The organism is Ereboglobus sp. PH5-5 (assembly GCF_029504805.1).
GTDB lineage: Bacteria > Verrucomicrobiota > Verrucomicrobiia > Opitutales > Opitutaceae > Ereboglobus.
Genome location: NZ_JAQFIT010000018.1, coordinates 14128 through 39812 on the forward strand (window position 1 = coordinate 14128; position 25685 = coordinate 39812).

Below are 25685 nucleotides of genomic sequence, written 5' to 3' on the forward strand. Positions count from 1 at the left end.
ACTGAAAGGCTGAAAATTCGGAGCTTCGTTATGGGCGCGATTTTTTGGAGGTGTCGGGCTTGCGGCGGGTTGGGGCCTTCAGCTTTTCAGTCCTTCAGACTTTCAGCCTTTCCCTCCTCCGGCAGGCCGAAGTGCTCGAAGAGTTTTCGCCAGAGCGCGGAGGGGGCGGGATTGGTCGCGAGAAAATCGGCGGGGGCCTCGTAAACATCGGTGAGGCGCGGGCGGCGCCGGCCGGGGCGAACGAGGCCGAAGCGCTGCGGGCTGCGCGTGGATTTGGCCTCGCGATCGGCGCGCGCGGATTCGTCAAGATTCACAAACACGTCGGGATATTCGAGGCGGAGTTTTTTGAAATAACAACGCGATGCCAGGGCGCCGCGCGGCAGCTCGCGCAAGTAGTCGGCGGTGCCGTCGTCGATGAGCGGCTTGAGCGCGTCGAGCGCGTCCGCCGGCGCGAGGAGCGTGAGCTGCGTGTCGGGGCGCGACCGGCGCAAGTCGCGAAAGATCGGCAGCGCGGCGGCGAGTTGCGCGGGCGCGATTTTGTCCGCGGGGAAGCGCACCCACACGCGCGTTTTTCGCGGCATGGTGGCGCGCGTGAAACCGTGCGCGGCGAGGTCTGCGTCGAGATAATCGTTTTTCGTGTGAAAGCGGAAGCGCAGGGTCGGCCAGTTCTGGCTGCGCCAGCGCCCGTGGCTCCAGAGCCACGACGCGCACATGTTGTCGTCGTTGGAGAGCGCGTTTTCGAGCCAGCGGTTGAGCGCGATGGTGGCGTCGATCGCGCCACCACCGGTGACGATGTCAACGCACTCGTAGCCGATGCGCCAGAATCCGTAGCGGCGCGGATAAATGATCGTGAGGCGCGCGTTGTATTTTTCGACGAGCGTGCCGGGAAACTCCGTCGTCGAGCAGACGCGCCCGAGAAATGTCGTGAGCGCGCCGTGGTGTCCGGCGTTTTGGTCGAAGAGAATGCTGATGACGCCGCGCCGCTTCATGACGCGGAAAATTTCGAACAATCCGTCGCGCCGCGAAAACAGTTTCAACCCGTGGCGTTCGCGCGTGGACTTTATCCATGTGTTGAGATCGTCGTTCTTGAGCGGACGGAACACGACGCCGACCTCGCCGCGGTATTCCGTGAAAAGCGCGAGCCACGTGAGGCTTTCCCAATACGCGAGGTGCAGTGTGCCGATGACGCCCGGCGATTCGGGATTCTCGGCGATGCGGCGCGCGAGCGCGGCGTCAAACGACGGCGTGGCGCGCGCGACGCGGCGCAACCGCGCGTCGGACATGAACGGGCTCGCGAGCGAAAGCATTCCCGTCTCGATGAGCCGACGCGAGCTCTTGAGGGCGATCTTGCGATGCCAGGCGCGCGCACGCTTGGGAAACGCGTGATGCAGATTGGAAAAAACGATTTGCCGGCGCTTGGGCAATAGCAACACCACCGGGCCGAGCAGCCAGGCGGTGAAATGCAGCAAAAACTCAGGCGTGTGGGCGATGAGCCAGCCGAAAATCTTGAGGAAAAGGAGTGTCACGCGAAACACAGATGAAAAGGCGCGCGGGGCTTTGTGTGAAGCGAGTTTTTCCGTTTTCGGACAAATGAAAATTCGCCCGGATTTCCGGCATAAAACCATCGCGCGATTCTTCATCCTTCCTAATTTTCAATTTCTAATCTCTAATTTCGCCCATGTCCAAATGGCTCCTCATCGACGGCTTTAACCTCGCCTACCGCTGCTTCTTCGCGATTCCCGAGCTCACGCGCGCCGACGGGTTTCCGACCAACGCGCTCCACGGCTGGATAAAATCCATCTGGCGCCTCATCGACCAGGAACGCCCCGGCGGCACACTCGTCTTCTTCGACTTGGGCGGCTCGCAAGACCGCCTCGCGCTCCACCCCGAATACAAGGCGCAACGCGAGGAAATGCCCGACGCGCTCGCAAAACAAATCCCGCATTTAAAAACACTCAGCCGAGCGATGGGCCTCGCCGTCATTGAGCAAAACGGCGTCGAGTCGGACGACCTGCTCGCCGCGCAAGCCGTCGCGTTTGCAAACGCCGGGGACGACGCCCTGATCGTCAGCTCCGACAAGGACTTCGCGCAAATCGTCAACGATCGCATAAAAATCCTGCTCCCCCCGCCGACCGGCAACGCCAGGCTCGGCTGGCGCAAGCTCGATGCCGCGGGAGTTGTCGAAAAGTTTGGCGTCCCGCCCTCGCAAATCGCCGACTACCTCGCACTCGTCGGCGACGCCTCCGACAACATTCCCGGACTCAAGGGCGTCGGCCCAAAAACCGCCGTCAAGTGGCTGCAGCAACACAGTGGCCTCGAAGCCATCATCGCGGCCGCCGACACAATCGCGCCCGAACGTTTCCGCGACGCCCTCCGCGCCAACACCGACCTGCTGCGCCTCAACCTAAAACTCGTCACGCTCAACCTCGCGCTCCCCGTGCTCGACACCGCCACCGCAAAACAAAACCAGGAGCCCTGCCGCGCCGAACTCCTCGCCTTCCTGGAAGAAATGGGCATGAAAACCGCCCGCACCGAAGCCGAAAACCGCTACAGCGGACAGATCGAGTTGTTTTAAGGCAAGTCCAGCTGCACCGCCTACGGGCACCAGCAATCAATCGGTCGCATTTCGGTATAGAGAAACCACAACCTCAGTGTGTGGAAACAGTTTCTTTATCCGCGCTTCTTCCCCTTCATCAATTCTGAAGCCCTTCAAAATCAGCCGCTTAATTTTTACTTGGGTAAGCTCGTCAGGAATTGAAATTTTATCCGTAAAGAAAAGCTCCAAATTATCTATTTCTCCCACGGAAAACAAAGCGGGCGGCACTGTGGTCACACGTAAACGAACCCACCCGCCCATCCCTTCATCCACGTCTTTCATATCCATCGCTATCTTTTGTTTAAGTGCTTCGTGGCGCACATCTTTTTTTCGGATCATCCAGCCAATTTTGGGTGTGAGAGCATAGTTTTCTCCATTTTGCTCAAGCCCCACAAACCCCGCCCACAGCTCAAGTGGCGTCGTGGTTTTCTTAATGAGATCAATATACTTCAAATCAACCTTGACGATCTCGTCCGGCAAATCATCACCGCCAACAAGCTGGCGAAGATCATTGCGCTTTCCTTTTTTATTATAAGGGAAAAACTTCACGATCCATCCATCAATAATATTAGGTGCTCCATATTGTTTCTGGGAATGATATTTAAACATGTTTCTCCAGAAAACCTTGTTCACATCACCTTTCGACGCCTTCACAAATTCCTCCAGTAGCGGCTCCAATTCGCGCGTCCACCACGAGAGATCATAATCTGCCAGAGCCTTTGTTTTATCGAGCACACGCTGCCAGTCTTCCGATGTGCCCTTAAGCGTTATTTCAGGGATCCCGCACATGGCACGCATTACGACAAATTCGAAATATGGTTTCATCGCCTCCATAATGGTAATTTGCGATGCGACCGCCTCGACGGGTGTGGTTGTGGAAAAATTTGCGGAGAGAGTTTCGACCAATCGATTTCCTGTATACTGTGCGATTTGTTTGGTGAATCCCGGGAAAATTTCCTCCCACGCCGCACCGGAATTATCGAGCATGTCTCCCTTTGCTTCCACAACGAGCGAAACTTGGCCTGAAAAATTCACAAAGCGCTCGCGCAGTTGTTCGGCATTGGCACTGACGTGACGCGCAAATCCCTGGCTGATCAAAAGCCACATCATATCAGGTGAAAGCACAAACGGCCGATGCTCGGCATAAGCCCGATACATGCCGCTAAAAAATGAGTTGTAGCCAAAATTGACGAGTGGCGTGTCAACTTTGCTCTGCGCGATTATCGCATAATGATAGTTAATGTCTTTCTCCGCATGGCCATAATCCGCGCCGTTATCCATACGGATCAATTTTTCATATATGCTCGTTATAGATTGCGCAGGGAGGGATTCCTTAGGTTTGGATAATCTCTCTATTTTGAATGTAATGCCGTCCTGCGCGGGAAGCAGAGTTGTGCCCAAAAACATAAACAGCGTTAGTAATTTCTTCATAGGGTATCGGGGATACTGACATCAGTGTGCGCCCATTCGTTCATGAGGAAAGCCAAATCAACCTCACGGAACACACCTCCAAAACATTCCCACCAATCCTTTCTCTTGCCTCTTTTCACGCCCCGCCCACATCATCGCCACCTATTATTTTATGGAAAAGCTAGCCTTACTCTCCGTCAGTGACAAAACCGGCCTCGTCGAATTCGCGACGGCCCTTGTCAAGCAACACGGCTTTCGCCTGCTCTCGACCGGCGGCACCGCCAAGCTGCTCGCCGAAAAGGGCCTGCCTGTCACCGAAGTCAGCCAGCACACCGGCTTCCCGGAAATCATGGAGGGGCGCGTCAAAACCCTTCACCCGAAAATCCACGGCGGGTTGCTCTGCCGTCGCGACAAGCCCGGGCACCTCGCCGAGGCCGCGAAAAACGACATCGCCATGATCGACCTCGTGGTCGTCAACCTTTACCCGTTCGAGGCCACCGTTGCGAAGCCCGGCGTCGCATTCGAGGAAGCCATTGAAAACATCGACATCGGCGGACCCTCCATGCTCCGCAGCGCCGCAAAAAACCACGAGAGCGTGACCGTCGTTTGCGATCCCGCCGACTACAACGCCGTGCTCGGCGCCTTCGCCAAATCCGACGACACCGCCGGCCTGCTCGCGTTGCGCCGCCGCCTCGCGCTCAAAGTTTTCCAACGCACCGCCGCCTACGACGCCGCGATTTCCGCGTATCTCGAAAAACAAGCCGCGGCCACCGCAGCCGCGCCCGATCTCGACGCGCTCGCCGGACTGCCCGACCAGCTCAATCTCTCTTACAAAAAAGCCCAGTCGCTCCGTTACGGCGAAAACCCGCACCAGAAGGCCGCGCTCTACGGCACGTTCCACGACCAATACCAACAACTTCAGGGCAAGGAACTTTCCTACAATAACATCCTCGACATCACCTCGGCGACCTACCTCATCGGCGAGTTCGAGCGCCCCACCCTCGCGATTCTCAAGCACACCAACCCGTGCGGCGTGGCCAGCGCCGACGACCTCGTGACCGCGTGGCACAACGCCTTCGCCACCGACCGCCAGGCGCCCTTCGGCGGCATCATCATCGTCAACCGCACGCTCGAGGCCGACCTCGCGAAAATCATCAGCGAAATTTTCACCGAGGTTATTATCGCCCCGCATTTCACCGACGAGGCGCTCGCCATTTTTGGCAAAAAGAAAAACCTGCGCCTCATGATTGCCAAGGGCGGCATCGGCGCGGATTCGCTCCTCGATGTGCGCTCGTGCGTCGGCGGCCTGCTCGTGCAGGATCGCAATATCAAGCTCGGCAACCAAGCCGACTTCAAAGTCGTGACCAAGCGCCAGCCCACGCCCGAGGAATGGGCCAACATGATGTTCGGCTGGCGCGTGTGCAAACACGTCAAGTCAAACGCCATCGTGTATTGCCGCGACGAACGCACGCTCGGCGTTGGCGCGGGCCAGATGGCACGCGTGGACAGCTCGCGCATTGCCGTGTGGAAGGCGGGCGAGGCCAAGCTCGACCTCAAGGGCAGCGCGGTGGTCAGCGAGGCGCTGTTCCCGTTTGCCGACGGACTCATCGCAGCGGCGGACGCCGGCGCGACCTCCGCCATCCAGCCCGGCGGCAGCATCCGCGACGACGAAGTCATCAAGGCCGCCGACGAGCGCAACATGGCCATGGTCTTCACCGGCATCAGGCATTTCAAACACTGAGATTTTCAATCGCGGAAGCGCGAAGGGGCGGAAACACGGATCAGGAATTTTAAAAAGCTTTTCCGCGCTTTCGCTCCTTCGCGCTTCCGCGATTAATCAACATCCTTCATGGCACAGTCCGCCCTTCCCTTTCGTCTTCCCGCCCCGCGCACCTCGCACGTGGACCTGCTCGTCATCGCGGGCGAGCATTCGGGCGACCAGCACGCGGCGCGCATGGTGCGTGAATTCCTCTCGCACGACCAGGGCAACAATCTTTCCGTCTGCGCGCTCGGCGGCCCCGAGCTCGCCGGCGCGGGCGCGCAGCTGCTCCACGACATGACCGCCACCTCGGTGATCGGCTTCGTGGAAGTGCTGAAACATTTCTCGTTTTTCAAGGCGCTCTTCAACGAAGTGCTTCGCTGGGTCTCCGTGTATAAACCGCGCGCCGTCTGCTTTGTCGATTACCCCGGCATGAATCTGCGCCTCGCAAACGAAATGCGCAAACGCGGCCTCTCGGTGAAAGGCGGCGGCCCCACGCGCACGCTCTTTTATATCAGCCCGCAAATCTGGGCGTGGAAAGCCGGGCGCCGTTTCTCGATGGCGCGCAACCTCGACGCGATGGCCGTCATCTTTCCGTTCGAGCCCGCGTGTTACGACGACACCTCGCTGAAAGGCTGCGTGGAGTTTGTCGGGCATCCCTTCGTCGCCGCCGACTACGCCGCGCCGGTCACCTACGATCCCGACGGCCCGATCCTGCTTCTCCCCGGCAGCCGCAAGCAAGCCGTCACGCGCATCTTCCCCGTGGTGCTCGCGGGATATGAGCGCTACCGTGCCACGGCCAATCCCCGCCCCGCCGTCGTCCTCTATCCAAGCGCGGAAGTGCTGTCCGTTTTGCGCACGTTTCCCATTCCCGACAGCATCACGCTGCGCCCCACCGGCGAGCCGGTCGCGGCCTCGGCGGTGCTCACCAGTTCCGGCACGATGTCGATGCACTGCGCGCTCGCGGGAATCCCCGGCGCGGTCGTGTATCGCATCAGCCCGCTGACTTATCTTTTCGGACGCCTCCTCGTGAAAGTGCCCTACATCGGTATCGCGAACCTGCTGCTCAAGGAGCCGATGTATCCCGAGCACATCCAGGGCGCCGCCTCGCCCGAGGCGCTCGCCGCGCAACTTCACGACTGCATTGAAAACCCCGCCCGCCTCGTGCACACCGAAACCTGCGCGGCAAAGCTCCGCGAAATCCTGCGCCAGCCGACAACCGGCACCGCCGCCGACTGGCTCGCGCGGCAACTGGCGTGATTGGCAGGGCGAAGCCTCCGGCTGAGCCGCTCATTCGTTTCGATATGCGTCGGCTCAGCCGGAGGCTTCGCCCTACCCGCAAACACGCGCGGCGTGTTCACACGCGCACCAGTTCGTAATCGCGCGTGCCGACGCCGACCTTCTCGGCGTGCGCAAGTGTGTCGCGCCAGTTCGTGCTCGAAAAAACTGTCGTGAAATGATCGCACCGCATTTCGTTTTCGCCAGCCGCCCCGTCGCCCGCGGCCTTTTTCAAAACGCGCTCGAGCACGCTGCCGCCCATGACCGGCTGGCGGTTGCAGGCATCCGCGCACGCCTGGTCGATCGCGACGGCGTCGAACGAGGCGAACATGCCCACGTCGGGAATGATCGGAATGTCGTTTTCGCCATGGCAGTCGCAGAAGGGCGAGACTTGCGTGACGATGTTGATGTGGAACTGCGGGCGCCCCCGCACGACGGCCAGCGCATACTCGGCCATTTTTTTCGATAGCATCTCGTTTGAGTCGCCGCTCGTGTTTTCGATGGCGTCAAAATTGCACGCGCCAATGCAGCGTCCGCAGCCGACGCATTTTTCAGTGTCGATGCGCGCGATGCCGCGTTCGTCGTGGGAAATCGCGTCCTGCCCGCACTCTTTGCCGCATGTTTTGCACTTGCGGCACTTGGACTCGCTCACCTGCGGCTTGCCGGAGTTGTGCTGCTCCATTTTTCCGGCGCGCGAGCCGCAACCCATGCCGAGGTTTTTGATCGCGCCGCCGAAGCCCGTGCACTCGTGCCCCTTGAAATGGTTGAGCGAAATAATCACGTCGGCGTCCATGATTGCGTGGCCGATTTTCGCCTCCCTCACATACTCGGTTCCGGCGAGAGGCACGATGGTTTCGTCGGTGCCCTTCAGGCCGTCGGCGATGATGATCTGGCATCCGGTGGACAGCGGCCCAAAGCCGTTTTCCATCGCGCAGTCGAGGTGATCGAGCGCGTTCTTGCGGCTGCCGACATAGAGCGTGTTGCAATCGGTGAGAAACGGTTTCGCGCCGAGCGGCTTGAGCACGTCCACGAGGCGTTTCGCGTAGTTGGGGCGCAGGAACGACAAATTGCCCAGCTCGCCGAAGTGGATTTTGACGGCGACGAACTTTCGCTCGAAGTCGATTGTCTCAATGCCCGCGCGCCTGACGAGGCGTTCAAGCTTGTCCGGCAAGCTCAAGCCGGGACGCGTGCGCATGTCGGTGAAATAAACGGGGGATTTCTGTTTCATGAATCGAGGGAGTATTGAAAGTGTGAAAATTTGTGATGACGGGAGATTGCACGCCGAGAGAGGGATTGTCGATAGCGTGAAAAGCGCGGGCAAGCTTTCGCGGGTTTGCGCGGCGGCGCATTTTTTGGGAACGCGCTACAATCAGCGCGCGCTTGCGCCGGAACGCCCGGTCATGTTCATTCGCCGCATGAAAAGCATGACAGGCTTCGGCCGCGCCACCGCCCCCCTCGGCACCAGCACACTCACCGTCCAGGTGAATTCCGTGAATCGCAAAACACTCGATCTCGCGATCTCGCTCCCGTCCGAATGGGCCGAATACGAGGCGCCCGCGGGCGAGCTTGCGCGCAAATACGCCGCGCGCGGAAAAATCAACATCCGCTTCGACGTGACCGGCGCCGATGGCGCGCAAAGCCAAGCCTTCAACTGGGACGAGGCTGCCGTTGACGCCGTCCTCGAAAGGCTCAAGGCGCAGGCCGCGCGCAACGGGGTCGGGCTCGAGATCACGCCCGAGCTTTTGTGGAGCGTCGTCGGCTCGCAGCGAAAGAAAGCCGACCTTCCCGCCGGCGACGACGTGCGCGCCACCGTCCTCGCAACGCTTGAGGAGGCGCTGCGCGCGTTCTCCTCCATGCGCGCGCGCGAGGGCGCCGCGCTGCTCGCCGACTTCGAGGATCGTATCCAAAAAATAAATACACACGTCCGCTCCGTCGCGGAGCTCGCGCCGTGCGTCGCGCCCGCGTGGCGCGAGCAGCTTCTGAAGCGGCTGCGCGACGCCGGGCTCGAGATCAACCCCGACGACGAGCGCGTGCTGAAGGAGGTCGCGCTCTTCGCGGACCGCTGCGACATCGCCGAGGAAATCACGCGCCTGCGCAGTCACCTCTCGCAATTCGCCGCGTTGCTGCGCGGCGACGCGGAGATCGGGCGCAAGGCGGAATTCATTTTGCAGGAGATGGGGCGCGAGGTGAACACGATTGGAAGCAAGGCGAACAACATCGAGATTTCGCGCCGCGTGATCGAGATGAAGAACGAGCTCGAGCGCGTGCGCGAACAAATCGCCAACATCGAATGAGCGCGAACACGCAAAACAAAAATGCATTTAGCGAAAAAATTTTGTTGAGGTTCCACCCTCTCCCACACACAAAGGATGACGATCATGGCATCAAAAACCAAAAAACCGGCCGCTAAAAAAGCGGTGAAAAAAACCAGCGTTGCTAAAAAAGCTCCCGCCAAAAAAGCGGCTGCCAAAAAAGCTCCTGCCAAGAAAGCGGTTGCTAAAAAAGCTCCTGCCAAGAAGGCGGTTGCTAAAAAGGCTCCCGCCAAGAAGGCGGTTGCCAAGAAGGCTCCTGCTAAGAAAGCAGCGAAGAAGAAATAATTCTGCTTCGCTTTACACCTCCAACCGCGCCCTGGTTTTCGGGGCGCGGTTTTTTGTCGCCTCGCAAAAACGGGCGCCACGTTTCCCCTCGTCAAATGCCATGCGGAGCATGTCGCGCGAGCTGCCGGACCCGCCCGTTTAAAAAATTGAAACACAAAGAGACTTGGCGCGCCCGCGTTACGAACGCGCGCGCAAGGCAATCACTCCCGCCTTCTCTCGCGCACCGCGCTCATGATTGTGGTGCCAATGTAGATCACCACTCCGGCGACGATGCCGATGTCGGCGATGTTAAACGCGGGCCATGCGTAGCCGGCGAAATGAAAATCCAGGAAGTCGATCACGTGCTTGTGCATGACGCGGTCAACGAGGTTTCCGGCGATGCCGCCGCACAACAGGCCGAACGCGATTTGAATGGCGCGCACATGCAGCTCGAGTGTTTTGCGGAAGAAAAAAATGGCGGCCAGCACGACGGCGGCAAACACCGCGAGCCATTCGCTGTGCCCGCTCAGAATGCTCCACGCGGCGCCGGTGTTGCCCACGTGCACGATGTTAAAAAAACCGGGAATCACCTCGATGTGCTCGCCCGGCCCGTAGGAGTTGAACGGCAGTCTTTCGTTGTTGTGAATCCACGCCTTGGTGAGTTGGTCGAGCGCAAACACAACGATCGCGCAAATGTGCAGCCTGCGATACGCAAGTATGCGCTGCATGCGCGTGGGTGTTTTTGGAGGGGCGGATTGCATGTGCATACAAACAAAAAGCGGAATGCGGACTATTCGGCAATCCGCATTCCGCATTCGGGAACCAGGGTCACTCCTCCTCGACGTTGGTGTCGTCGCCGCGTCCGGAGTCGTCGCCCATTTCGGCGAAGAGCCCCGCGGCGGTGCGCACGCGCATGCGGTTTCTCTCAATGTCCTTCTGCGCCTCGGCGGAGTAGCGGGTGAAGGGCACGGCGAGCAGGCGCTCCTTGGCGATGGGTTTCTGCGTGACCTCGCAAATGCCGTAGGTGCCGTTTTGGATGCGCTTGATGGCGGCGTCGATTTCGGTGAGCGCCTCCTGCTCGTTGGCAACCATGCTCAGCGCGAAGTCGCGGTCGAACGTGTCGGTGCCGGCGTCGGCCATGTGCTGCCCGTAGCTCGACAGGTCGCCCGCGTCCTCCTTCGTGGAGCGGCGGAGCGTTTCCTCGGTGTGCAGCGAAAGTCCCTCGGTGAGCGAATTGCGCAGCTCGATGAGAAGTTTGTAATAGCGGCGGTATTTCTCCGGGATCGTGCTCGGGTCGGCAAAGAGCGACGGCTTCTGCGCCTTCTTCGGATTGAAGCCGAGGATGTCGGCGAGCGACGCCGCCTTCACATGCGAGGGCGCGATGGCCTTGGCGAGTTTTTCGAGGTCGGGCTTGGCCGGCGCGGCGGGAGTTTTTGCGGAGGCGGACACGGACGCGCTTTCGGACGCGCTTGCGGTTTTGGCGATTTCGCGAGCCTCATCCAAGGTGAAGGCAACGGGCCTGAGTGATTTTTTCCCGCCCATGATGTTTTTGCGCAACAGGTCGCGCTTTGTCTCGGGCTTCGCCGGGACGGAAACGACCTTGGCCGGCGCGGGCGCGGCGGCGCGCCCCTTTTTCGCGTCTGCCTTGGGCGCGCGCTTTTTCGCGGGCGCGACCTTGGGCTTGGCCGCGGATTTTGCGGGCTTTGATTTTATTGCGGGTTTCTTCGCAGATTTGACGGCTTTGGACACGGGTTTCGATTTTTTCTTAGGAGCCGCGGGTTTCGCGGCGGATTTCGGCGATGCTTTTATTTTTTTTGCGGGCGTTTTTTTCGCGGGCTGTTTTTTTGCGGAGGCTTTTTTGACCGGCGCTTTTTTTGCGGGTGCCTTCGCCGGTTTCTTTTTTACCACATTTTTCGCGGCGGTTTTTTTGGGCGCGGCTTTCTTTTTTGGAAGAGGTTTTTTGGACGGCTTTTTTCCAGCCGGCGTTTTTTTGGCCGGCGCTTTTTTGGACGCTGACTTCTTTGCAGCCGGCTTTTTGGACGCGGCTTTTTTTTCTTTTCTGGCTGATTTTTTAAGGGGGGCGTTTTTTTTGGGTTTGGCCATGATCTTTGTTCTTGTTGGTTGTTTTTGCTGAAGCTTTTACTTGTCCACCTGAAATGCTTGGAGCGCCTCGGCGCAGCGCGGGCATACGTCGCCGTGAGGCGTCGCGTGAAGCGCGGGCACGGAGCGCCAGCAGCGCGGGCAGCGGTGCAGTCCGCGTTCGGACGCAAGGCTCACTTCGATCGCGGGCGCGCCGGGCGCATCGGCAATCTCGACTTGCGAGACGATGAAGAGCTCGGGGAGAAAATCGCGGTGCTTTTCGTAGAGCGCGCGCTCGGGCGCGCCGGCGGCGGCGTTGAGCGTGATGACGGCGTCGAGCGACTTGCCGATCTTGCCCGCGGCGCGAAGCGGCTCGATGGCCTCGGTGACGGCGGCGCGCGTCTTGAGCAGCGCGGCGATGTCGGTTTCGAGCGTGGCGTCGGTCCACTCGGCGGGCGCGACGGGCCAGTCGCGGAGGTGGATGGAGTCGCCGTCGATGTATTCGGTTTTCGCCGTGGCGAACGACCACGCCTCGTCGGTCGTGAAGGCGAGCACGGGCGCGAGGAGTTTCGCGAGCGTGTGGAAGATTTCGTGGATCGCGGTTTGCGAGGAGCGGCGTTGCGGGCTGTTCGTCGCGTGCGTGTAGAGGCGGTCCTTGAGGATGTCGTGATAGACCGCGGAGAGCGTCACCGAGCAGAACTGGTTGCAGAGTTGATAGACGCGGTGGAACTCGTAGGCGTCATAGGCCGCGGTGCATTCGCGGATGAGCGCGGCGGCCTGGTGGAGCGCCCAGCGGTCGAGCGTATCCATTTTTGAATACGGCACGGCGTCGCGCGCGTGGTCGTAGTCGAAGAGGTTCGAGAGCTGGTAGCGGAAGGTGTTTCGGAAAAGGCGGTATGCCTCCGCAACGACGTTGAGGATGCTCGCGGGGTTTTTGAGGTCCGTGTCGAGATTGGAGACGCGGAGGTCCTCGGTGAAATTTTGCGAGGCGAACAAAAGGCGAATGACGTCGGCGCCGTATTGCGCGATGTAGTTGTCGCTGGTGGGCGGTTTTTCGTATTGGCCGGACTTGGAGATTTTTTTGCCGTCCGCGCCGACGATGAAACCGTGCGTGAGGACGCGCTTGTAGGGCGCGGCTCCGTAGGCGGCGACGCTTGTCCAGAGCGAGGACTGGAACCAGCCGCGGTGCTGGTCGGAGCCTTCGAGGTAGAGGTCGGCGGGCCATTGCGTGCCGCCTTGTCCGCGCTTGAGCACGGCGGCGTGCGACGAGCCGGAGTCGATCCAAACGTCGAGCGTGTCGCGTCCGCACGCGAGCGCGTCGGCGGCGGGCCAGGTGGCGGGAAGCGCAACGCCTTCGAGGATTTGCGCGGGCGTGGCGTCATACCAATAGTTGGTGCCGTGCTTCTCGATTTTTTCGGCGACGGCGCGAATCACGTTCGCGTCGAGGTAGGGATTTTTTTTGTCGTCGTAGAAGGCGATGATGGGCACGCCCCACGAGCGCTGGCGGCTGATGCACCAGTCGGGGCGCGACTCGACCGCGCCGGTGATGCGTTTCTCGCCGCTGGCAGGCACCCACGCAACGTCGTTGGCGATGGCGGCGAGGGCGGTTTCGCGCGGGGATTTTCCGTCGGACGAGCCGGCCTTGTTGTCGAGCGAGACAAACCATTGGTCGACGGCGCGGAAGATGATCGGCGTTTTCGAGCGCCAGCAATGCGGGTAGCTGTGCGTGTATTTCGCCTTCGCGAGGAGCGCGCCGGAGGCGTCGAGTTTTTTGAGGACGGCGATGTTGGCGGGCGAGGTGCGCTTGGCGGCGAGATCCTCGACGGTTTCGAGCGTGGTGAGGCCGACGAGGTCGGCGGGGATTTGTCCGTCGTCGATGTATTTGCCGTCGTCGGCGACGGGGCAGTAGATGGGCAGGCTGTATTTGAGGCCGGTGAGATAATCCTCCGCGCCGTGGCCGGGCGCGGTGTGCACGCAGCCGGTGCCGCTGTCGGTGGTCACGTAGTCGGCGAGAACGACGGGCGCGGCGCGGTCAATGAAAGGATGGCGCGGCGCGAGTTTTTCGAGCGCGGCGCCGGTGAGTTTTTTGTCGATGACGGGCGCGGTTTCGATTTTCGCGGCGGCGAGCACGGACGGCAGCAGCAGCTCCGCGACGACGATGCGCTCCTCACCGAGATCGGCCACGACGTATTCGACGTCGGGATTCACCGCGATGGCGAGGTTGGCGGGAATCGTCCACGGGGTTGTTGTCCAGATGACGACGGAAAGCGGCTTGTCGGCGGGCAGGTCGTATTTGTGCGCCTCGCCGGTCGGCACGGGAAATTTCACCCAGATGGCGGGGCTGACGTGGTCCTTGTATTCGATTTCAGCCTCGGCGAGCGCGGTTTCGAACGGGATCGACCAGTAAACGGGTTTTTTGCTGCGGTATACGAGGCCCTTTTCAACAAACGCGGCGAACGTGCGGATGATGTCGGCCTCGAACGCGGGAGCCTTTGTTTTGTATTCGCTGGCCCAGTCGGCGAGCACGCCGACGCGTTTGAACTGTTTTGTTTGGTGCGCGATCCACTTTTCCGAAAACTCGCCGCAGAGGGCGCGCATTTCGGCGGTGGAGACGGTTTTATTTTCGGCGCGAAGCTGCGCGGTGACTTTTTGCTCGATGGGCAGGCCGTGGCAATCCCAGCCGGGCACGAAGGGCGTGCGAAAGCCGCGCATGGATTTGTAGCGGTTGACGATGTCCTTGAGAACCTTGTTGAGCGCGGTGCCGATGTGGACGTCGCCGTTGGTGAACGGCGGGCCGTCGTGGAGGACGAAGGCGGGGGCGCCGGCGCGTTTTTTCTGGATGGCGGCGTAGAGGTCGAGTTTCTCCCAATGGGCAATTCGCTCGGGCTCGCGCTTGACGAGATTTGCGCGCATCGCGAAGTCTGTTTTCGGAAGTTGGATAGTGTTTTTTAAATCGGTTGCCATGCCCAAAAAATTAAGCGCGGAAGGCTATTCGCGCGCCGGGGGTAGTCAACAAGGGAAAGGGACAAATTATCGTGGTTTTTCGGCCCAAAGCGGTTTTACTGGAGGCGTGACCAAAAACGATATTGCCGATGTTTTGAGGGAAATCGCCGTGCTGCTTGAGTTGAAGGGCGAAAATCCGTTCAAGATTCGGGCTTACGAAAACGGAGCCCGCACCCTGGAGTCGCTCACGGACGACCTCGGCGAAGTGATCGCCGCCGGAAAGCTCTCCGAAGTCAAGGGCATCGGCGAGGCGCTCACGCAGAAAATCACCGAGCTCCACAAAACGGGCCGGCTGCGCTTCCACGAGGAACTGCGCGCATCGGTCGCCCCCGGCCTTGTTGAGATGTTGGAAATCCCGAATCTCGGCCCGAAAAAAATCAATGCGCTGCACGACAAGCTCGGCATCTCAAGCATCGCCGCGCTTGCCAAGGCGTGCGCCGACGGCCTCGTGGCGGAACTGCCCGGCTTCGGCGAAAAAACCCAGCAAAAACTCCTCGAGGGAATCAAGCACCGCGAGGCCTACGGACGGCGCCATCTCTGGTGGGACGCGCACGCGGTTGCCAGGCCGATTGTCGCCGGATTGCGCAAACTGCGCGGCGTGAAACACGCCGAGGCCGCGGGCAGCCTGCGCCGCGGACTGGAGACAGTCGGCGACCTTGACTTCATCGTCGCGGCGGACGCAAAGGACCCGAAGGCCGTCGAACAAATCGTCGAATGGTTCACGTCCCGTCCGGGCGTCTTCGAGGTGACCGCGCGCGGCGAGACAAAAACAAGCGTGCGCCACGAAAACGGCCTGCAGGCCGACTTGCGCATCGTGCCGGAGGAGCAATTCGCGTTTGCGCTGCACCACTTCACCGGCTCGAAGGATCACAACGTGCAAATGCGCCAGCGCGCCCTCGCTCGCGGCCTGAGCCTCAGCGAATGGGGCCTTGAGCCCGCCGATGGCGAGGGCACCGTCAAAACAAAAGCCGCCGCGCACGCGGAGACGCGCGCGAAAATCACAAGCGAAACGGAGCTCTTCGCCGCGCTCGGCCTGGCGTTTATCGAGCCCGAGTTGCGCGAGGGACTCGGCGAGATCGAGGCCGCGGAACTCACAAACAACAGGCTCCCGCATCTCGTGGAGCACACCGACCTGCGCGGCGCGTTTCACAACCACACCACCGCGTCGGACGGCCGCGGCACGCTCGAGGAAATGATCGCCGCCGCGCAAGCGCTCGGTTGGGAATACATCGGCATCGCCGACCACTCGAAGTCGAGCCACCAGGCGCGCGGCCTCGACGAGCAACGCCTCGCCGACCAGCTCAACTGTATCCAAAAAATAAATACATCGGGGCGCTTCAAAACGCATGTCTTCGCCGGCACCGAATGCGACATCCTCACGGACGGCTCGCTGGATTTTGACGACCTCACGCTTGCGCAACTCGACTTCGTCGTCGCCTCGGTGCACAACGCCTTCTCGCAAGGCGAGGAACAGATGACCGCGCGCATCATCCGCGCCATCGAAAACCCGCGCGTCACCATGCTCGGTCACATGACGGGTCGGCTGCTGTTGCGCCGCGAAGGCTACCGGGTGGACGCCGCCAAGGTGATCGACGCCGCGATCGCCAACGGTGTGATCATCGAACTCAACGCCAGCCCGTGGCGTCTCGACATGGACTGGCGGCTCTGGCGCCGGGCCGCCGAACGCGGCCTGCTCTGCTCAATCAACCCCGACGCGCACGAACCCGGCCACCTCGCCTTTGTGCGCACGGGCGTGAACATCGCCCGCAAGGGCTGGCTCTCGAAACAAAACATCATCAACACCAAGCCCCTCGCCGAAATGCGCGCGTGGCTTGAAACCCACCGCGCGTGATCTCGTGGCTCAAGCAACAATGGGCGAGGCTGCGCGGCGCGGCGACGCCGGCGCGCACCGAAAAACAAAAGCACGGCGCCGCCGGTGAGTCCGCCGCCGCGCGCTTCCTGGCAAACGAACGCGGCATGACCATTCTCGCGCGCAACTGGCGCAGCCCGAAGGACCGCCGCGACGAAATCGACATCATCTGCCGCGCACGCGAAGGCGCGCTCGTTTTTGTCGAAGTGAAAACCTATCAAACCGCGCGGCTGCTTAACGGCTACGAGGCGGTGAACACGCGCAAAAAAAACGTCCTCAAGCGCGCCGCCGGCACCTATCTGCGCACCCTCGGCCCCCGCTGGCGCGACTTGAGCTACCGCCTTGATGTCGTCGTTGTGGAACGAACGGACGACGGCCGGCTCATCCCGCACCATTTCGAAAACGTGCCGCTGTTTTCAAAAGGAAAGCATATCTGAAAACGGGGAGCGCGTCCGTTTGCCTGCCATCGGAAACACGCCGGGCGCCTTTGACGTTTGCATCCGGCTTTTGTTCTCATTCCACTCAAAGGCGAAAATCAATTTTCCCATGCGCATCGGCTCCGTCCAACTTGACTCACCGCTCTTTCTGTCACCGCTCGCGGGCTACACAAACCTGCCCATGCGCCTGACGATTCGCGAGCTTGGCGGGCTCGGATGGGCGACCACCGACCTGGTGAACGCGCGCTCGCTCATCGAGCGCAACCCGAAGGCGCTGCAACTTATCCGTTCCACGCCCGCCGACCGTCCGATGGCGATCCAGCTTTTCGGCTCAGACCCGGCGGAGATGCGCGACGCGGCGGTCATTTGCGAGCAGGCCGGCGCGGCATCCATCGATATCAACATGGGCTGCCCCGTGCCCAAGGTCGTGAAAGTTGGCGGCGGCTCGGCGATGATGACCGAGCTCGACAAAACCGCGAAACTCGCGCGCGGCATGGTCGGGGCGGTGAAAATTCCCGTCACCGCAAAAATGCGCCTTGGCTGGGACGACGCCAACATCACCGCGCCCGACCTTGCGCGCGTGCTGGAGGACGCGGGCATCGCGGCGGTGTTTGTGCACGGGCGCACGCGCGCGCAGGCATTTTCCGGCACGGTCAACCTCGCCGGAATCCGCAAGGTCGCGGAGGCGGTGAAAACGATTCCCGTCATCGGCAACGGCGACGTGATCACGCCCGAGTCCGCGCGCAAGATGATCGACGAAACCGGTTGCGCGGGCGTGAGCATCGGGCGCGGCGCGTTTTACGATCCGTGGATTTTTCGTCGCACGGAGCACCTGCTGCGCACGGGCGAACTGCTACCCGAGCCGACGTTTGCCGAGCGCGTGCGTGTGATGTCGCGCCATCTGGATTTGATGATCGAAGTGTTCGGCGAGGAGCTCGGCTGCCGGATGTTTCGCAAAATCGCGCCGTGGTATGCGCGCCGCTTGGGTCCGTCGAAGGACTTCAAGCAGCGCATCGTGAAAATGAACACGCGCGCGGATTTCGAAACGATACTCGACGCGTATCGCAAGTGGCGCGCGCCGTTTTGCGAGAATGGAAACCCCGACGCCGAGCCACTGCCGCGCTTCCGTCCCGCGCCGCTCGTGGCGTCGTTCATGCGCCCCGCGGGCGAAACCGCGGACGCCGGCGAATCCATCCCCGTGCCCAAGGGGCCGGTGGATTTTTGGTGAAATCGGAACGGCGGTTTTCTTACCGCGGGACGCGCGTGTTTGACGATGTGTCGTGCACGCGCGAAAGCGCGAATGTCCGATGAGGATAAACAAAACCGGCAAACGAACGCCGTTTGAAAACGGGTCGTTTGCCGGCTTGTTGATTAGCGCTCGAATAGATTATGCGCCCGCTTTCGGGGCCGGATAGGTTTTGGCGGCTTCCTCGGCGTAGTGCTTGAGCTCTGAGGCAAGGCGCTCGGGCGTCCAACCGGCGGCGGCGGCCATCCAGCGGCCCACTTCCTCCGCGCGCGAGGGCATGTCGGGAATGTAGAAGTGCCAGCTCGTGCGGCGCATGATCACGTCGGCGAGGGAGATCGCCCACTCGTTTTCGACGTAGTGCTTCACCGCGGCCTCGCCATAGGCGGTCGGGATGATGCCACTGTAGGTCGCCGCTTCCTCGGGCGTGAGGAGGGGCTCCTCTTTCGTGCGGCAGGGCTTGGCATTGAGACTGAGGCTCTTGACAATCTTGGTGACGGCTTGCTCGGCCATGAGGCGGTAGGTGGTGAGCTTGCCGCCGGCGATGTCCCACCAGCCTTCCGTGACGAGTTTGATCTGGTGCGCGCGCGAGGTGCTCGAGGGCGAGCCGTCGCGGTTGGCGATGAGCGGGCGCAGGCCAACCCAGGAGCTGATGATGTCCTCGCGGGTGAGCTTGACCGTGGGGAAGGTGGTGTTGACGGTCTGCAGGACGTAGTCGATGTCCTCGAGGTCAACTTTCACGTCCTCGGGCCGCGCGTCGTAGTCGGTGTCGGTCGTGCCGATGATGAGGCGTTCGCCCCAGGGGATGAGGAAGAGGATGCGCTTGCCCTCGACCATCGTGACGGCCTCGCCCTCGTCAACGTGGATGCGCTTGCGGTCAACGACGATGTGGATGCCCTTGGTGAGGCGGAGTTTGATCTCGCTGTGCGGGATTTTTTCGAGCCAGGGGCCGGCGGCGTTGAGGATGGCGCGGGTCTTGACGGTGTATTTTTCGCCGGTGAGCGTGTCCTCGATTTCGCATGTCCAGATGCCGTTTTCGCGCTTGGAGTCGATGAAGCGCGTGTAGTTGGAGATGTGCGCGCCGTGCTTCACGGCGGAGCGGAGGGTGTCGAGCGTAAGGCGGGCGTCGCTGGTGAGCGCGTCGTAGTAGCGCACGGAGCCGCGCAGTTCGTTGGTGTTGATTTGCGGAAGGTGCTCGAGGGTTTCCTTGACGGTGAAGCCGCGCGAGGGCTTGAAGTTTTTGCCGTTGCAGAGCAGGTCATACATTTTCACGCCGATGCGCATCATCCAGAGCGGGAAGCCGTTGACCTTGTAGACGGGGAACATGAACCCGAGGGGCTGGCCGAGGTGCGGCGCGATTTTGTGGACGACTTTTTTCTCGACGCTGGACTCGTGCACGAGGGCGACGCGGCCTTGCTCGAGGTAGCGCAGGCCGCCGTGGAGGAGGCGGCTGGAGCGGCTGCTGGTGCCGTAGGCGAAGTCGTAGCGGTCGACAAGGCCGGTGCGAAGTCCGCGCATGGCGGCATCGCGCGCGACGCCGCTGCCGACGATACCCCCGCCGATGACGAGGAGGTCCAGGGTTTCCCCAGCGAGCTGGGAAAGCGTTGATTTGCGTTTCTCTTGGTATGTGGTGCTCATGTTATTTCGATTGGAATATTTATGCGCGTTGGTTTTAGGTGAGTCCGATGTTGGTTGTGGTGAAAAAAACGGGGGTCGTTGGCGGGGTGACGGTGTGTGTTTAGCGCGATCCGGTAAGCATCTCTCCGAGGCCGGCGAGGTTTTCAACAATAATGTCGGCCTTGACCGAGGATTCCTCGGCGTCCTGTCGCGTGGCTTCGCCGGAGAGGACGAGCACGCCCGTAACGCCGGCGTTTTGAGCCATGGCGATATCGGTGTAAATACGGTCGCCGACCATCGCGACTTCCTCCGGGCGGAGGTTGTGGCGCTGGAGGATGCCGGTGACCATCGAGGGATCGGGTTTTCCGAAAACCTTGTCGGGAGCGCGTCCCGTGGCGGATTGGATTGCCGCGCAGATGGCAGCGCAATCGACGAGCACGGTGGGCAGGTCGGTGGGGCAAATGCGATCGGGGTTGGTTGCGAAATAGGGGCGGCCTTGCGAGGCCCACCACGAGGCGCGGCAGAGGCGCGCGTAGGTGAGGCTCATGTCGAAGGCGGCGATAACGGCGTCGGGAACATCGGCGGGATCGTCGTTGGCGGATTCGTAACCGGCCTTGGTAAATTCGCCGATCATGCTGGGCGTGCCCAGAAGGAACAGGCGGCGGAACTCGGGATGATTGGCTTTCAGCCAGTCAATGGTGGCCTGCGCGGAGGTGTAGAGTTGCTCGGGCGCGGAGGGAATTCCGATGCGCTCCAAGTGCGCGAGATAATCGGCGGAGCTCTTGGAGGGATTGTTGGTGAGGAAGGTGTAGCCGATGCCGTGCCGGGTGAGGGAATCGAGGAACGGTTTTGTCCAGGGAAACAGCGTGCCGCCCTTGTAGATGGTGCCGTCCATGTCGAGGACGACATGGCGAATGCGGGAGGTGTCGGCGTTGGTTGTGGCGGATGCGGTCATTGGAACGGAACAGGATAGGTCAGAATCGGGGGGTTGTTTTTCACAACAATAACCATGCGTTTTCGGGAGTCAGGCAAGGGCAAAAGTGAGAACCCCGGCCAAAATCGGCGTGTATTGCGCGCATGGTTTTTGTTGGGCGCGGTTTATTTTATTTCCCACGCGCCGCCGGGGCCGAAGAGGGCGTCGAGCGCGGGCGCGAGCCAGCCGGTGCGCACGGCGACGTCGAGGACGGTGAAGCGGCGGCGGATGTGGTAGGCCTTTGTGAAGGTTTCGCGCAAACGCTGGCGGGTGATGCCGATTTGCTCGGGCTCGAAGGGCGCGCCGACCGATTGCAAGCGCTGCTTGATGTCGGCAAAGGGGATGAGCTGGCGGCGGAGCTTGGCGCAGATCGCGGGCCACTCGGCTTTCAGGAGCTCGAGTTGTTTGCGGAGCGCGGCGGCATCGACGTATTTTGTCATGGTTTCGCGGACGGCGGTCTCCTTGAAATCCGCCGTGGCGAACAGGGCGGCGGTGTTGGCCTCGACCGTCTTCGCGTCGGGCCAGGCGGCGCAGATCGCGTCGATGTCGAGGGTGGAGGCGTCCATGCGGAGCAGTTGCTCGTAGAGGCTGGTGATGGCGAGCGTGCCGATGCCGACCTTGAAGCCGTGCGAGGGCGCGGCGCCGTTGTGCGTGTGGTGCTCCATGTCCCAGAGATGGCTGAACTGGTGCTCGGCGCCCGAGGCGGGACGGCTGGACTTCGCCCATTGCATGGCAAAGCCGCCGAGTATGAGGCCCTCGGTGAGCGCGTTGATCGCGGCGGTGTCGCCCGCGCGGGCGGCGGCGGGATCGGCGAGCGCGTCGCGCAGTCCGCCTTGCACGATTGTCCAGGCCTTGGTCTCGATGGGTTCCTCGCCGAGGGAGTCGGCAAATATCCAATCGGCGCCGGCGGGAACTTTCGCGAGCAGGTCGGCGTAACCGGAGGCGGTCATTTCCGGCGGGGCTTTTTTGATCACGTCGATGTCCGCGAGCACGGCTTGAGGCGCGGGGCAGACGAGCGTCTGCTTGGCGTTTTCATAGGTGATCGACGCGCCGAACGCGGTGTAGCCGTCCATCGAGGCGGCGGTGCCGACGCAGACATACTGGCGGCCCGTCTCGTGCGAGGCGCGCTTGGTGAGGTCGTTGATCGTGCCCGAGCCGACTGCGACGGGGATGGCGTCGTGCGTCTTGAACGAGGCGATGAGTTGCTCGACGTATTTGTATTCGGCGTAGAGTCCCGGATCGGTGAAGATGAACGGCTCGAGCACGGTGACGCCATCGGCCGCGAGCGCGTCGCGAACGGCATTGCCCGCGACCGCCATCGTGTTTTGGTCCGCGATGACGACGGCTTTGCGTCCGGGGAATTGTTGCTTGAACACTTGGGCGACCTTCCCGAGGCAACCGGGTTCGAGCACGAGCGCCTTGGTTTCGCTCGCGGCGGCAAGCGCCTCCTGCGGGGAGAGGCGCGTGATGCCGAACAATGTGTCTGCGTCAATCGGTTGGATCGAGGAGGGAGTGTTACTCATGATGCTGTTTTCTTCGTGATTTTTGAGATGTTAAAACTGTGGCGGACGGGAATTACTTCTTCCCGCGTTTGGCGTAGTATTTTCTGATTTCAAGCATGGCGACGTCGGGATGGTCGGTGGCAAAAGAGGCCACTCCGAGATCCATCAGCTCGGCGTAAACCCCGTCGCGGGACATGTAGGGAAGCGATTGATACAGGATGCCGAGGGAGCGCAGGCGCTCGCCGAGCCTGATGATGAAGGAGCGCGTGTGGTTGAACGGCTCGGAGGGATCGTCGGTGCAGGGGATTTTCTTCCAATCCCTGCCGCCGTCGGTGCTGCGATCGTAGTTTGCGCCGTTCCGGTTGGGGTGCACGTGCAATTGCATCGAGGTGATCGATTTGATGTCCCCGCTGGCGACAAGCTCGTCGATCATCTTGGTGATCTCCTGCTCGCCCGCGGACATCCAGAGGAGCGTGCCGGACTCGGGCACGAGTTTTTTCCACTCGATATGATGCGCGGGATGGCGCGAGGCGAGGATGACGCGATCGGCGACGCCGGCGTCCTTCACCAATTTTGCGAGCACGGCGAAGTCCACCTTCTTGATGTCGAGGTAAAGGCGCAGGTCGGGATTGTCGGCCATGTAGGCGAAGATGTCGCTCATTTTTGGAACGCGGCGGCCCCTGAATGAATCGCCTTTCCACGCGCCGACATCGAGGGTTTGGAGAAACTCCCATGTGCTTTTTTCAACGGAGCTTTTTTTGAGCACCGGGTCGGCATCCTTGATCAGGCGCTTGAAACTGCCGTCGTGGAAGGAGACGATGACGCCGTCCTTGGTGGCGCGAATGTCGGATTCGGGAATGGTGCCCAGGGCCCAGCCGAGTTTGAACGACTCAAGGGTTCCCTCCTCGGCGAGATTGCCCGCGCCGCGGTGGCTTTGCACGACGAAATCTTTCAGTGCGATGTGGTCGGTGACGTTCCAGGCGCTCTTGGGCGCGGAAGTTTGCGCTTGCGCAAACAAGGCGGTGGGGGCGGCGGCAACAAGCAGCCAGGCGAGGGCGATACGGGGGCTCATTTCTTTTTCTTGGTTGATTTTGTTTTTGTGGATTGTGCGGAATAGTTAAGCAAGGTGCGCGCGCTGGGCTCGTCGATGATGATGCCCTTGAGAAAACCGCCCTTGATGGCGGCCATGATCGAGGGGGCCCGGTCGTTGCCCGTCACCACGCCGATGACTTGGGGGATTTTGGCGAGCTGGGAGAGCTCTATGCTCATCACGCAGTCGCGCCAGGGAGTGTCGCACTCCTTGCCCGCGGCGTTGAAGTAGCGCCCGCACGCCTCGCCGACCGCGCCGGCGGCGCGCAGGGCCTCGATCTCGTTTTCCTTGAGAACGCGGCGCTCGGTGAACACGGAATTGTCCAGCGCGCCTATGCCGATGACCGCGAGGTGGGCGCGGTCGAAATAGTTGTTCACGGTGCGGATCTGCTCAAGGTCGAGCAGGGCGTCGCGCATTTTTTTCTCGTGCACGTAGGCGGGCGTGTTCATCGCCACGAAGTTGCCGCCGAGACGCTGGGAGAGCACGCGACCGATTTCCTGGGCATCGAAAGTGTTTATGTTGGAATCGACGCTGCCCATTGATTGCACGATGGTCGGCGCCGTGCTCCTGGATTCGCGGACATTTTCGACGAGCGCGTGGATGGTGCGCCCGCCGCCAAGGGCAATGATGCTCTTGGTCTCGATGAGCGACTCGAAAACGCCGGCGGCAAACAGGCCGATCGTTTTGCGCAAGTCGGCGGCAGGCAGGTTTTCGGCGGCCCTGATGACGATGGCCGTCGAAAGCCCGAGCTGGACGCGCAGGCGGGTCTCAAGTTCGCGGTCGCGCGGCTCGTAATCAGCGACCGTGATGCGGACGATGCCGCGCTCGCGCGCCATCGCGAGAAGTCGCGACACCTTGGCCTGCGAAACCTTCACGAATTTGGCCACTTCATCCTGCCCCAAGCCCTCCACATAATAGAGGCGGGCGGCAAGATGCAATTGGTCGTCTGAATAACTATTCCGCATTACAATTTAGAGGTTTGATTCCTCGCCCAGAGGATGTCAAGGCGTGAGCAACGTAATTTTTATACAGAAAAATGATGGAAGGCCTGCGCACAAGGCGCGCGGCGGGTCCGCGCGGCCTCTTGCAAATGATCTTGTATTATTCTCATTTACCCTTTGACAGAGACTGTGCGCGAAGATTCTTTTCTGTCGCGGACACGCATCGCCCCGCGGCATGCGCGGAACACACCTTTCAACGAACAGTTACAAAATGGCTTCAAACCTCTTAGGTTACTTCTCCAACGACATCGGCATCGACCTCGGCACCGCCAACACTCTTGTCTATGTGAAGGACAAGGGCGTTGTTCTGCGCGAGCCAAGCGTCGTCGCGCTCGACACCAACACGCGCAAGGTTCGCGCCGTCGGCGACGACGCCAAGCGCATGCTTGGACGAACCCCGGGCAACATCACCGCCATTCGCCCCATGAAGGACGGCGTCATCGCCGACTTCGACGTGACCGAGGCGATGCTCCGCTACTTTATCGGCAAGGCGCGCATCCACTCGCTGCGCATCCCGCCGCGCGTCGTCATCGCGATTCCCTCGGGCATCACCGAGGTCGAAAGACGCGCCGTGAAGGACTCCGCGTCCCGCGCCGGCGCGCGCGAGGTGATCACCATTCCCGAGCCCATGGCCGCCGCGATCGGCGTCGGCCTGCCCATCGACGAACCCGCCGCCAACATGATCGTGGACATCGGCGGCGGCACGACCGAAATCGCCATCATTTCGCTCGCGGGCATCGTGTTTTCAAAGTCCGTGCGCGTTGCGGGCGACGAGCTCGACAGCGCGATCGTCAACTACATGAAGCGCGCCTACAACCTTCTCATCGGCGAGCGCACCGCCGAGGAAATCAAGATGCGCATCGGCTCGGCGTATCCGCTCGACGAGGAAATCGACATGGAGGTGAAGGGCCGCGATTCCGTCGCCGGGCTGCCGAAAACAATCCACATCACCTCGCAGGAAATCCGTGACGCGCTCGCGGACACCATCAGCGCGATTGTTGACGCCGTGCGCGCGACGCTGGAGCGCTGCCCGCCGGAGCTTTCCGCCGACCTGGTTGACCGCGGCTTTGTGCTTGCCGGCGGCGGCTCGCTCATTCGCGGCATCGACCGCCTGTTGAGCGACAAAACCGGCCTGCCCGTCACCGTGGCCGAGGATCCGCTTTCCGCGGTCGCAAACGGCACCGGCGCCGTGCTGAACGACATCAACTGGTTGCTGCAAAATGTCTGACGGCATTTTTGCCGGTTTTGGAT

General features: G+C 61.3%; 21 protein-coding genes. 10 read left to right on the forward strand and 11 right to left on the reverse strand.

Annotated features, from left to right (window positions below):
- Positions 1–86: 86 nt before the first annotated feature.
- Positions 87–1526 carry a hypothetical protein gene (locus M2103_RS11735; RefSeq protein WP_277510756.1) on the reverse strand — a complete coding sequence of 480 codons (1440 nt, stop codon included), beginning with the start codon at positions 1524–1526 and terminating at the stop codon, positions 87–89.
- Between the two features lie 152 nt (positions 1527–1678).
- On the opposite strand from M2103_RS11735, the gene M2103_RS11740 reads away from it, so the two are divergent.
- The gene (locus M2103_RS11740; protein WP_277510757.1) at positions 1679–2575 is read left to right on the forward strand and encodes a 5'-3' exonuclease H3TH domain-containing protein; all 897 of its coding nucleotides are present in this window, start codon (positions 1679–1681) and stop codon (positions 2573–2575) included.
- Positions 2576–2611: 36 nt separating this feature from the next.
- On the opposite strand, the gene M2103_RS11745 is transcribed toward M2103_RS11740, so the two are convergent.
- Positions 2612–4027, reverse strand: a complete 1416-nt coding sequence (locus tag M2103_RS11745) for a DUF4419 domain-containing protein (protein ID WP_277510758.1) — start codon at positions 4025–4027, stop codon at positions 2612–2614.
- Between the two features lie 151 nt (positions 4028–4178).
- On the opposite strand from M2103_RS11745, the gene purH reads away from it, so the two are divergent.
- Together purH and M2103_RS11755 are read left to right on the forward strand one after the other, a co-directional pair.
- Positions 4179–5747 (forward strand): bifunctional phosphoribosylaminoimidazolecarboxamide formyltransferase/IMP cyclohydrolase, encoded by a 1569-nt coding sequence (gene purH, locus M2103_RS11750; RefSeq protein ID WP_277510761.1) that lies wholly within the window; start codon positions 4179–4181, stop codon positions 5745–5747.
- A 108-nt stretch (positions 5748–5855) separates the two neighbouring features.
- The gene (locus tag M2103_RS11755; RefSeq protein WP_277510763.1) at positions 5856–7025 is read left to right on the forward strand and encodes a lipid-A-disaccharide synthase; all 1170 of its coding nucleotides are present in this window, start codon (positions 5856–5858) and stop codon (positions 7023–7025) included.
- A 97-nt stretch (positions 7026–7122) separates the two neighbouring features.
- On the opposite strand, the gene M2103_RS11760 is transcribed toward M2103_RS11755, so the two are convergent.
- Positions 7123–8271 carry a DUF362 domain-containing protein gene (locus M2103_RS11760; RefSeq protein ID WP_277510765.1) on the reverse strand — a complete coding sequence of 383 codons (1149 nt, stop codon included), beginning with the start codon at positions 8269–8271 and terminating at the stop codon, positions 7123–7125.
- 187 nt (positions 8272–8458) lie between these two features.
- Here M2103_RS11760 and M2103_RS11765 point away from each other — a divergent pair, with 187 nt between their 5' ends.
- Both M2103_RS11765 and M2103_RS11770 read left to right on the forward strand, forming a co-directional pair.
- Positions 8459–9337: a YicC/YloC family endoribonuclease gene (locus M2103_RS11765; protein ID WP_277510766.1), complete on the forward strand. Its 879-nt coding sequence runs from the start codon at positions 8459–8461 to the stop codon at positions 9335–9337.
- Positions 9338–9421: 84 nt separating this feature from the next.
- Positions 9422–9640 (forward strand): hypothetical protein, encoded by a 219-nt coding sequence (locus M2103_RS11770; protein ID WP_277510767.1) that lies wholly within the window; start codon positions 9422–9424, stop codon positions 9638–9640.
- A 200-nt stretch (positions 9641–9840) separates the two neighbouring features.
- Here the strand turns inward: M2103_RS11770 and lspA are convergent, their stop codons facing one another.
- On the reverse strand, positions 9841–10347 hold the full coding sequence (gene lspA / locus M2103_RS11775; RefSeq protein ID WP_277510769.1) for a signal peptidase II: 507 nt from the start codon (positions 10345–10347) through the stop codon (positions 9841–9843).
- A gap of 100 nt (positions 10348–10447) precedes the next feature.
- Positions 10448–11068: a TraR/DksA C4-type zinc finger protein gene (locus tag M2103_RS11780; protein ID WP_277510771.1), complete on the reverse strand. Its 621-nt coding sequence runs from the start codon at positions 11066–11068 to the stop codon at positions 10448–10450.
- Positions 11069–11123: 55 nt separating this feature from the next.
- Between M2103_RS11780 and M2103_RS11785 the strand changes: the two genes are divergently transcribed.
- A complete protein-coding gene (locus M2103_RS11785; protein ID WP_277510772.1) occupies positions 11124–11753 on the forward strand; it encodes a hypothetical protein in 630 nt (209 codons plus the stop codon).
- Between the two features lie 5 nt (positions 11754–11758).
- Here the strand turns inward: M2103_RS11785 and ileS are convergent, their stop codons facing one another.
- Complete coding sequence (gene ileS, locus M2103_RS11790) at positions 11759–14662, reverse strand: isoleucine--tRNA ligase (RefSeq protein ID WP_277510773.1); 2904 nt, start codon at positions 14660–14662, stop codon at positions 11759–11761.
- A gap of 106 nt (positions 14663–14768) precedes the next feature.
- Between ileS and polX the strand changes: the two genes are divergently transcribed.
- The 3 genes from polX (at position 14769) to dusB (ending at position 18236) form a co-directional block, all read left to right on the forward strand.
- The gene (gene polX, locus M2103_RS11795; RefSeq protein ID WP_277510774.1) at positions 14769–16553 is read left to right on the forward strand and encodes a DNA polymerase/3'-5' exonuclease PolX; all 1785 of its coding nucleotides are present in this window, start codon (positions 14769–14771) and stop codon (positions 16551–16553) included.
- On the forward strand, positions 16550–17008 hold the full coding sequence (locus tag M2103_RS11800; protein ID WP_236919203.1) for a YraN family protein: 459 nt from the start codon (positions 16550–16552) through the stop codon (positions 17006–17008). Before polX ends, M2103_RS11800 begins: the two co-directional genes overlap by 4 nt.
- 109 nt (positions 17009–17117) lie before the next feature.
- Positions 17118–18236 carry a tRNA dihydrouridine synthase DusB gene (gene dusB, locus M2103_RS11805; protein ID WP_277510777.1) on the forward strand — a complete coding sequence of 373 codons (1119 nt, stop codon included), beginning with the start codon at positions 17118–17120 and terminating at the stop codon, positions 18234–18236.
- A gap of 159 nt (positions 18237–18395) precedes the next feature.
- On the opposite strand, the gene M2103_RS11810 is transcribed toward dusB, so the two are convergent.
- The 5 genes from M2103_RS11810 to M2103_RS11830 all read right to left on the reverse strand — a co-directional run bounded on the left by M2103_RS11810 (position 18396) and on the right by M2103_RS11830 (position 24398).
- Positions 18396–19889: a glycerol-3-phosphate dehydrogenase/oxidase gene (locus M2103_RS11810; RefSeq protein ID WP_277510778.1), complete on the reverse strand. Its 1494-nt coding sequence runs from the start codon at positions 19887–19889 to the stop codon at positions 18396–18398.
- 100 nt (positions 19890–19989) lie between these two features.
- A complete protein-coding gene (locus tag M2103_RS11815) occupies positions 19990–20823 on the reverse strand; it encodes an HAD-IIA family hydrolase (RefSeq protein WP_277510779.1) in 834 nt (277 codons plus the stop codon).
- A gap of 143 nt (positions 20824–20966) precedes the next feature.
- A complete protein-coding gene (locus tag M2103_RS11820) occupies positions 20967–22364 on the reverse strand; it encodes a sn-glycerol-1-phosphate dehydrogenase (RefSeq protein WP_277510780.1) in 1398 nt (465 codons plus the stop codon).
- Between the two features lie 52 nt (positions 22365–22416).
- Positions 22417–23415, reverse strand: coding sequence for a glycerophosphodiester phosphodiesterase family protein (locus M2103_RS11825; protein ID WP_277510782.1), 999 nt, complete (start codon positions 23413–23415; stop codon positions 22417–22419).
- Complete coding sequence (locus M2103_RS11830) at positions 23412–24398, reverse strand: sugar-binding domain-containing protein (RefSeq protein WP_277510784.1); 987 nt, start codon at positions 24396–24398, stop codon at positions 23412–23414. Before M2103_RS11830 ends, M2103_RS11825 begins: the two co-directional genes overlap by 4 nt.
- A gap of 247 nt (positions 24399–24645) precedes the next feature.
- Between M2103_RS11830 and M2103_RS11835 the strand changes: the two genes are divergently transcribed.
- Positions 24646–25662, forward strand: a complete 1017-nt coding sequence (locus tag M2103_RS11835) for a rod shape-determining protein (RefSeq protein WP_277510785.1) — start codon at positions 24646–24648, stop codon at positions 25660–25662.
- Positions 25663–25685 lie beyond the last annotated feature (23 nt).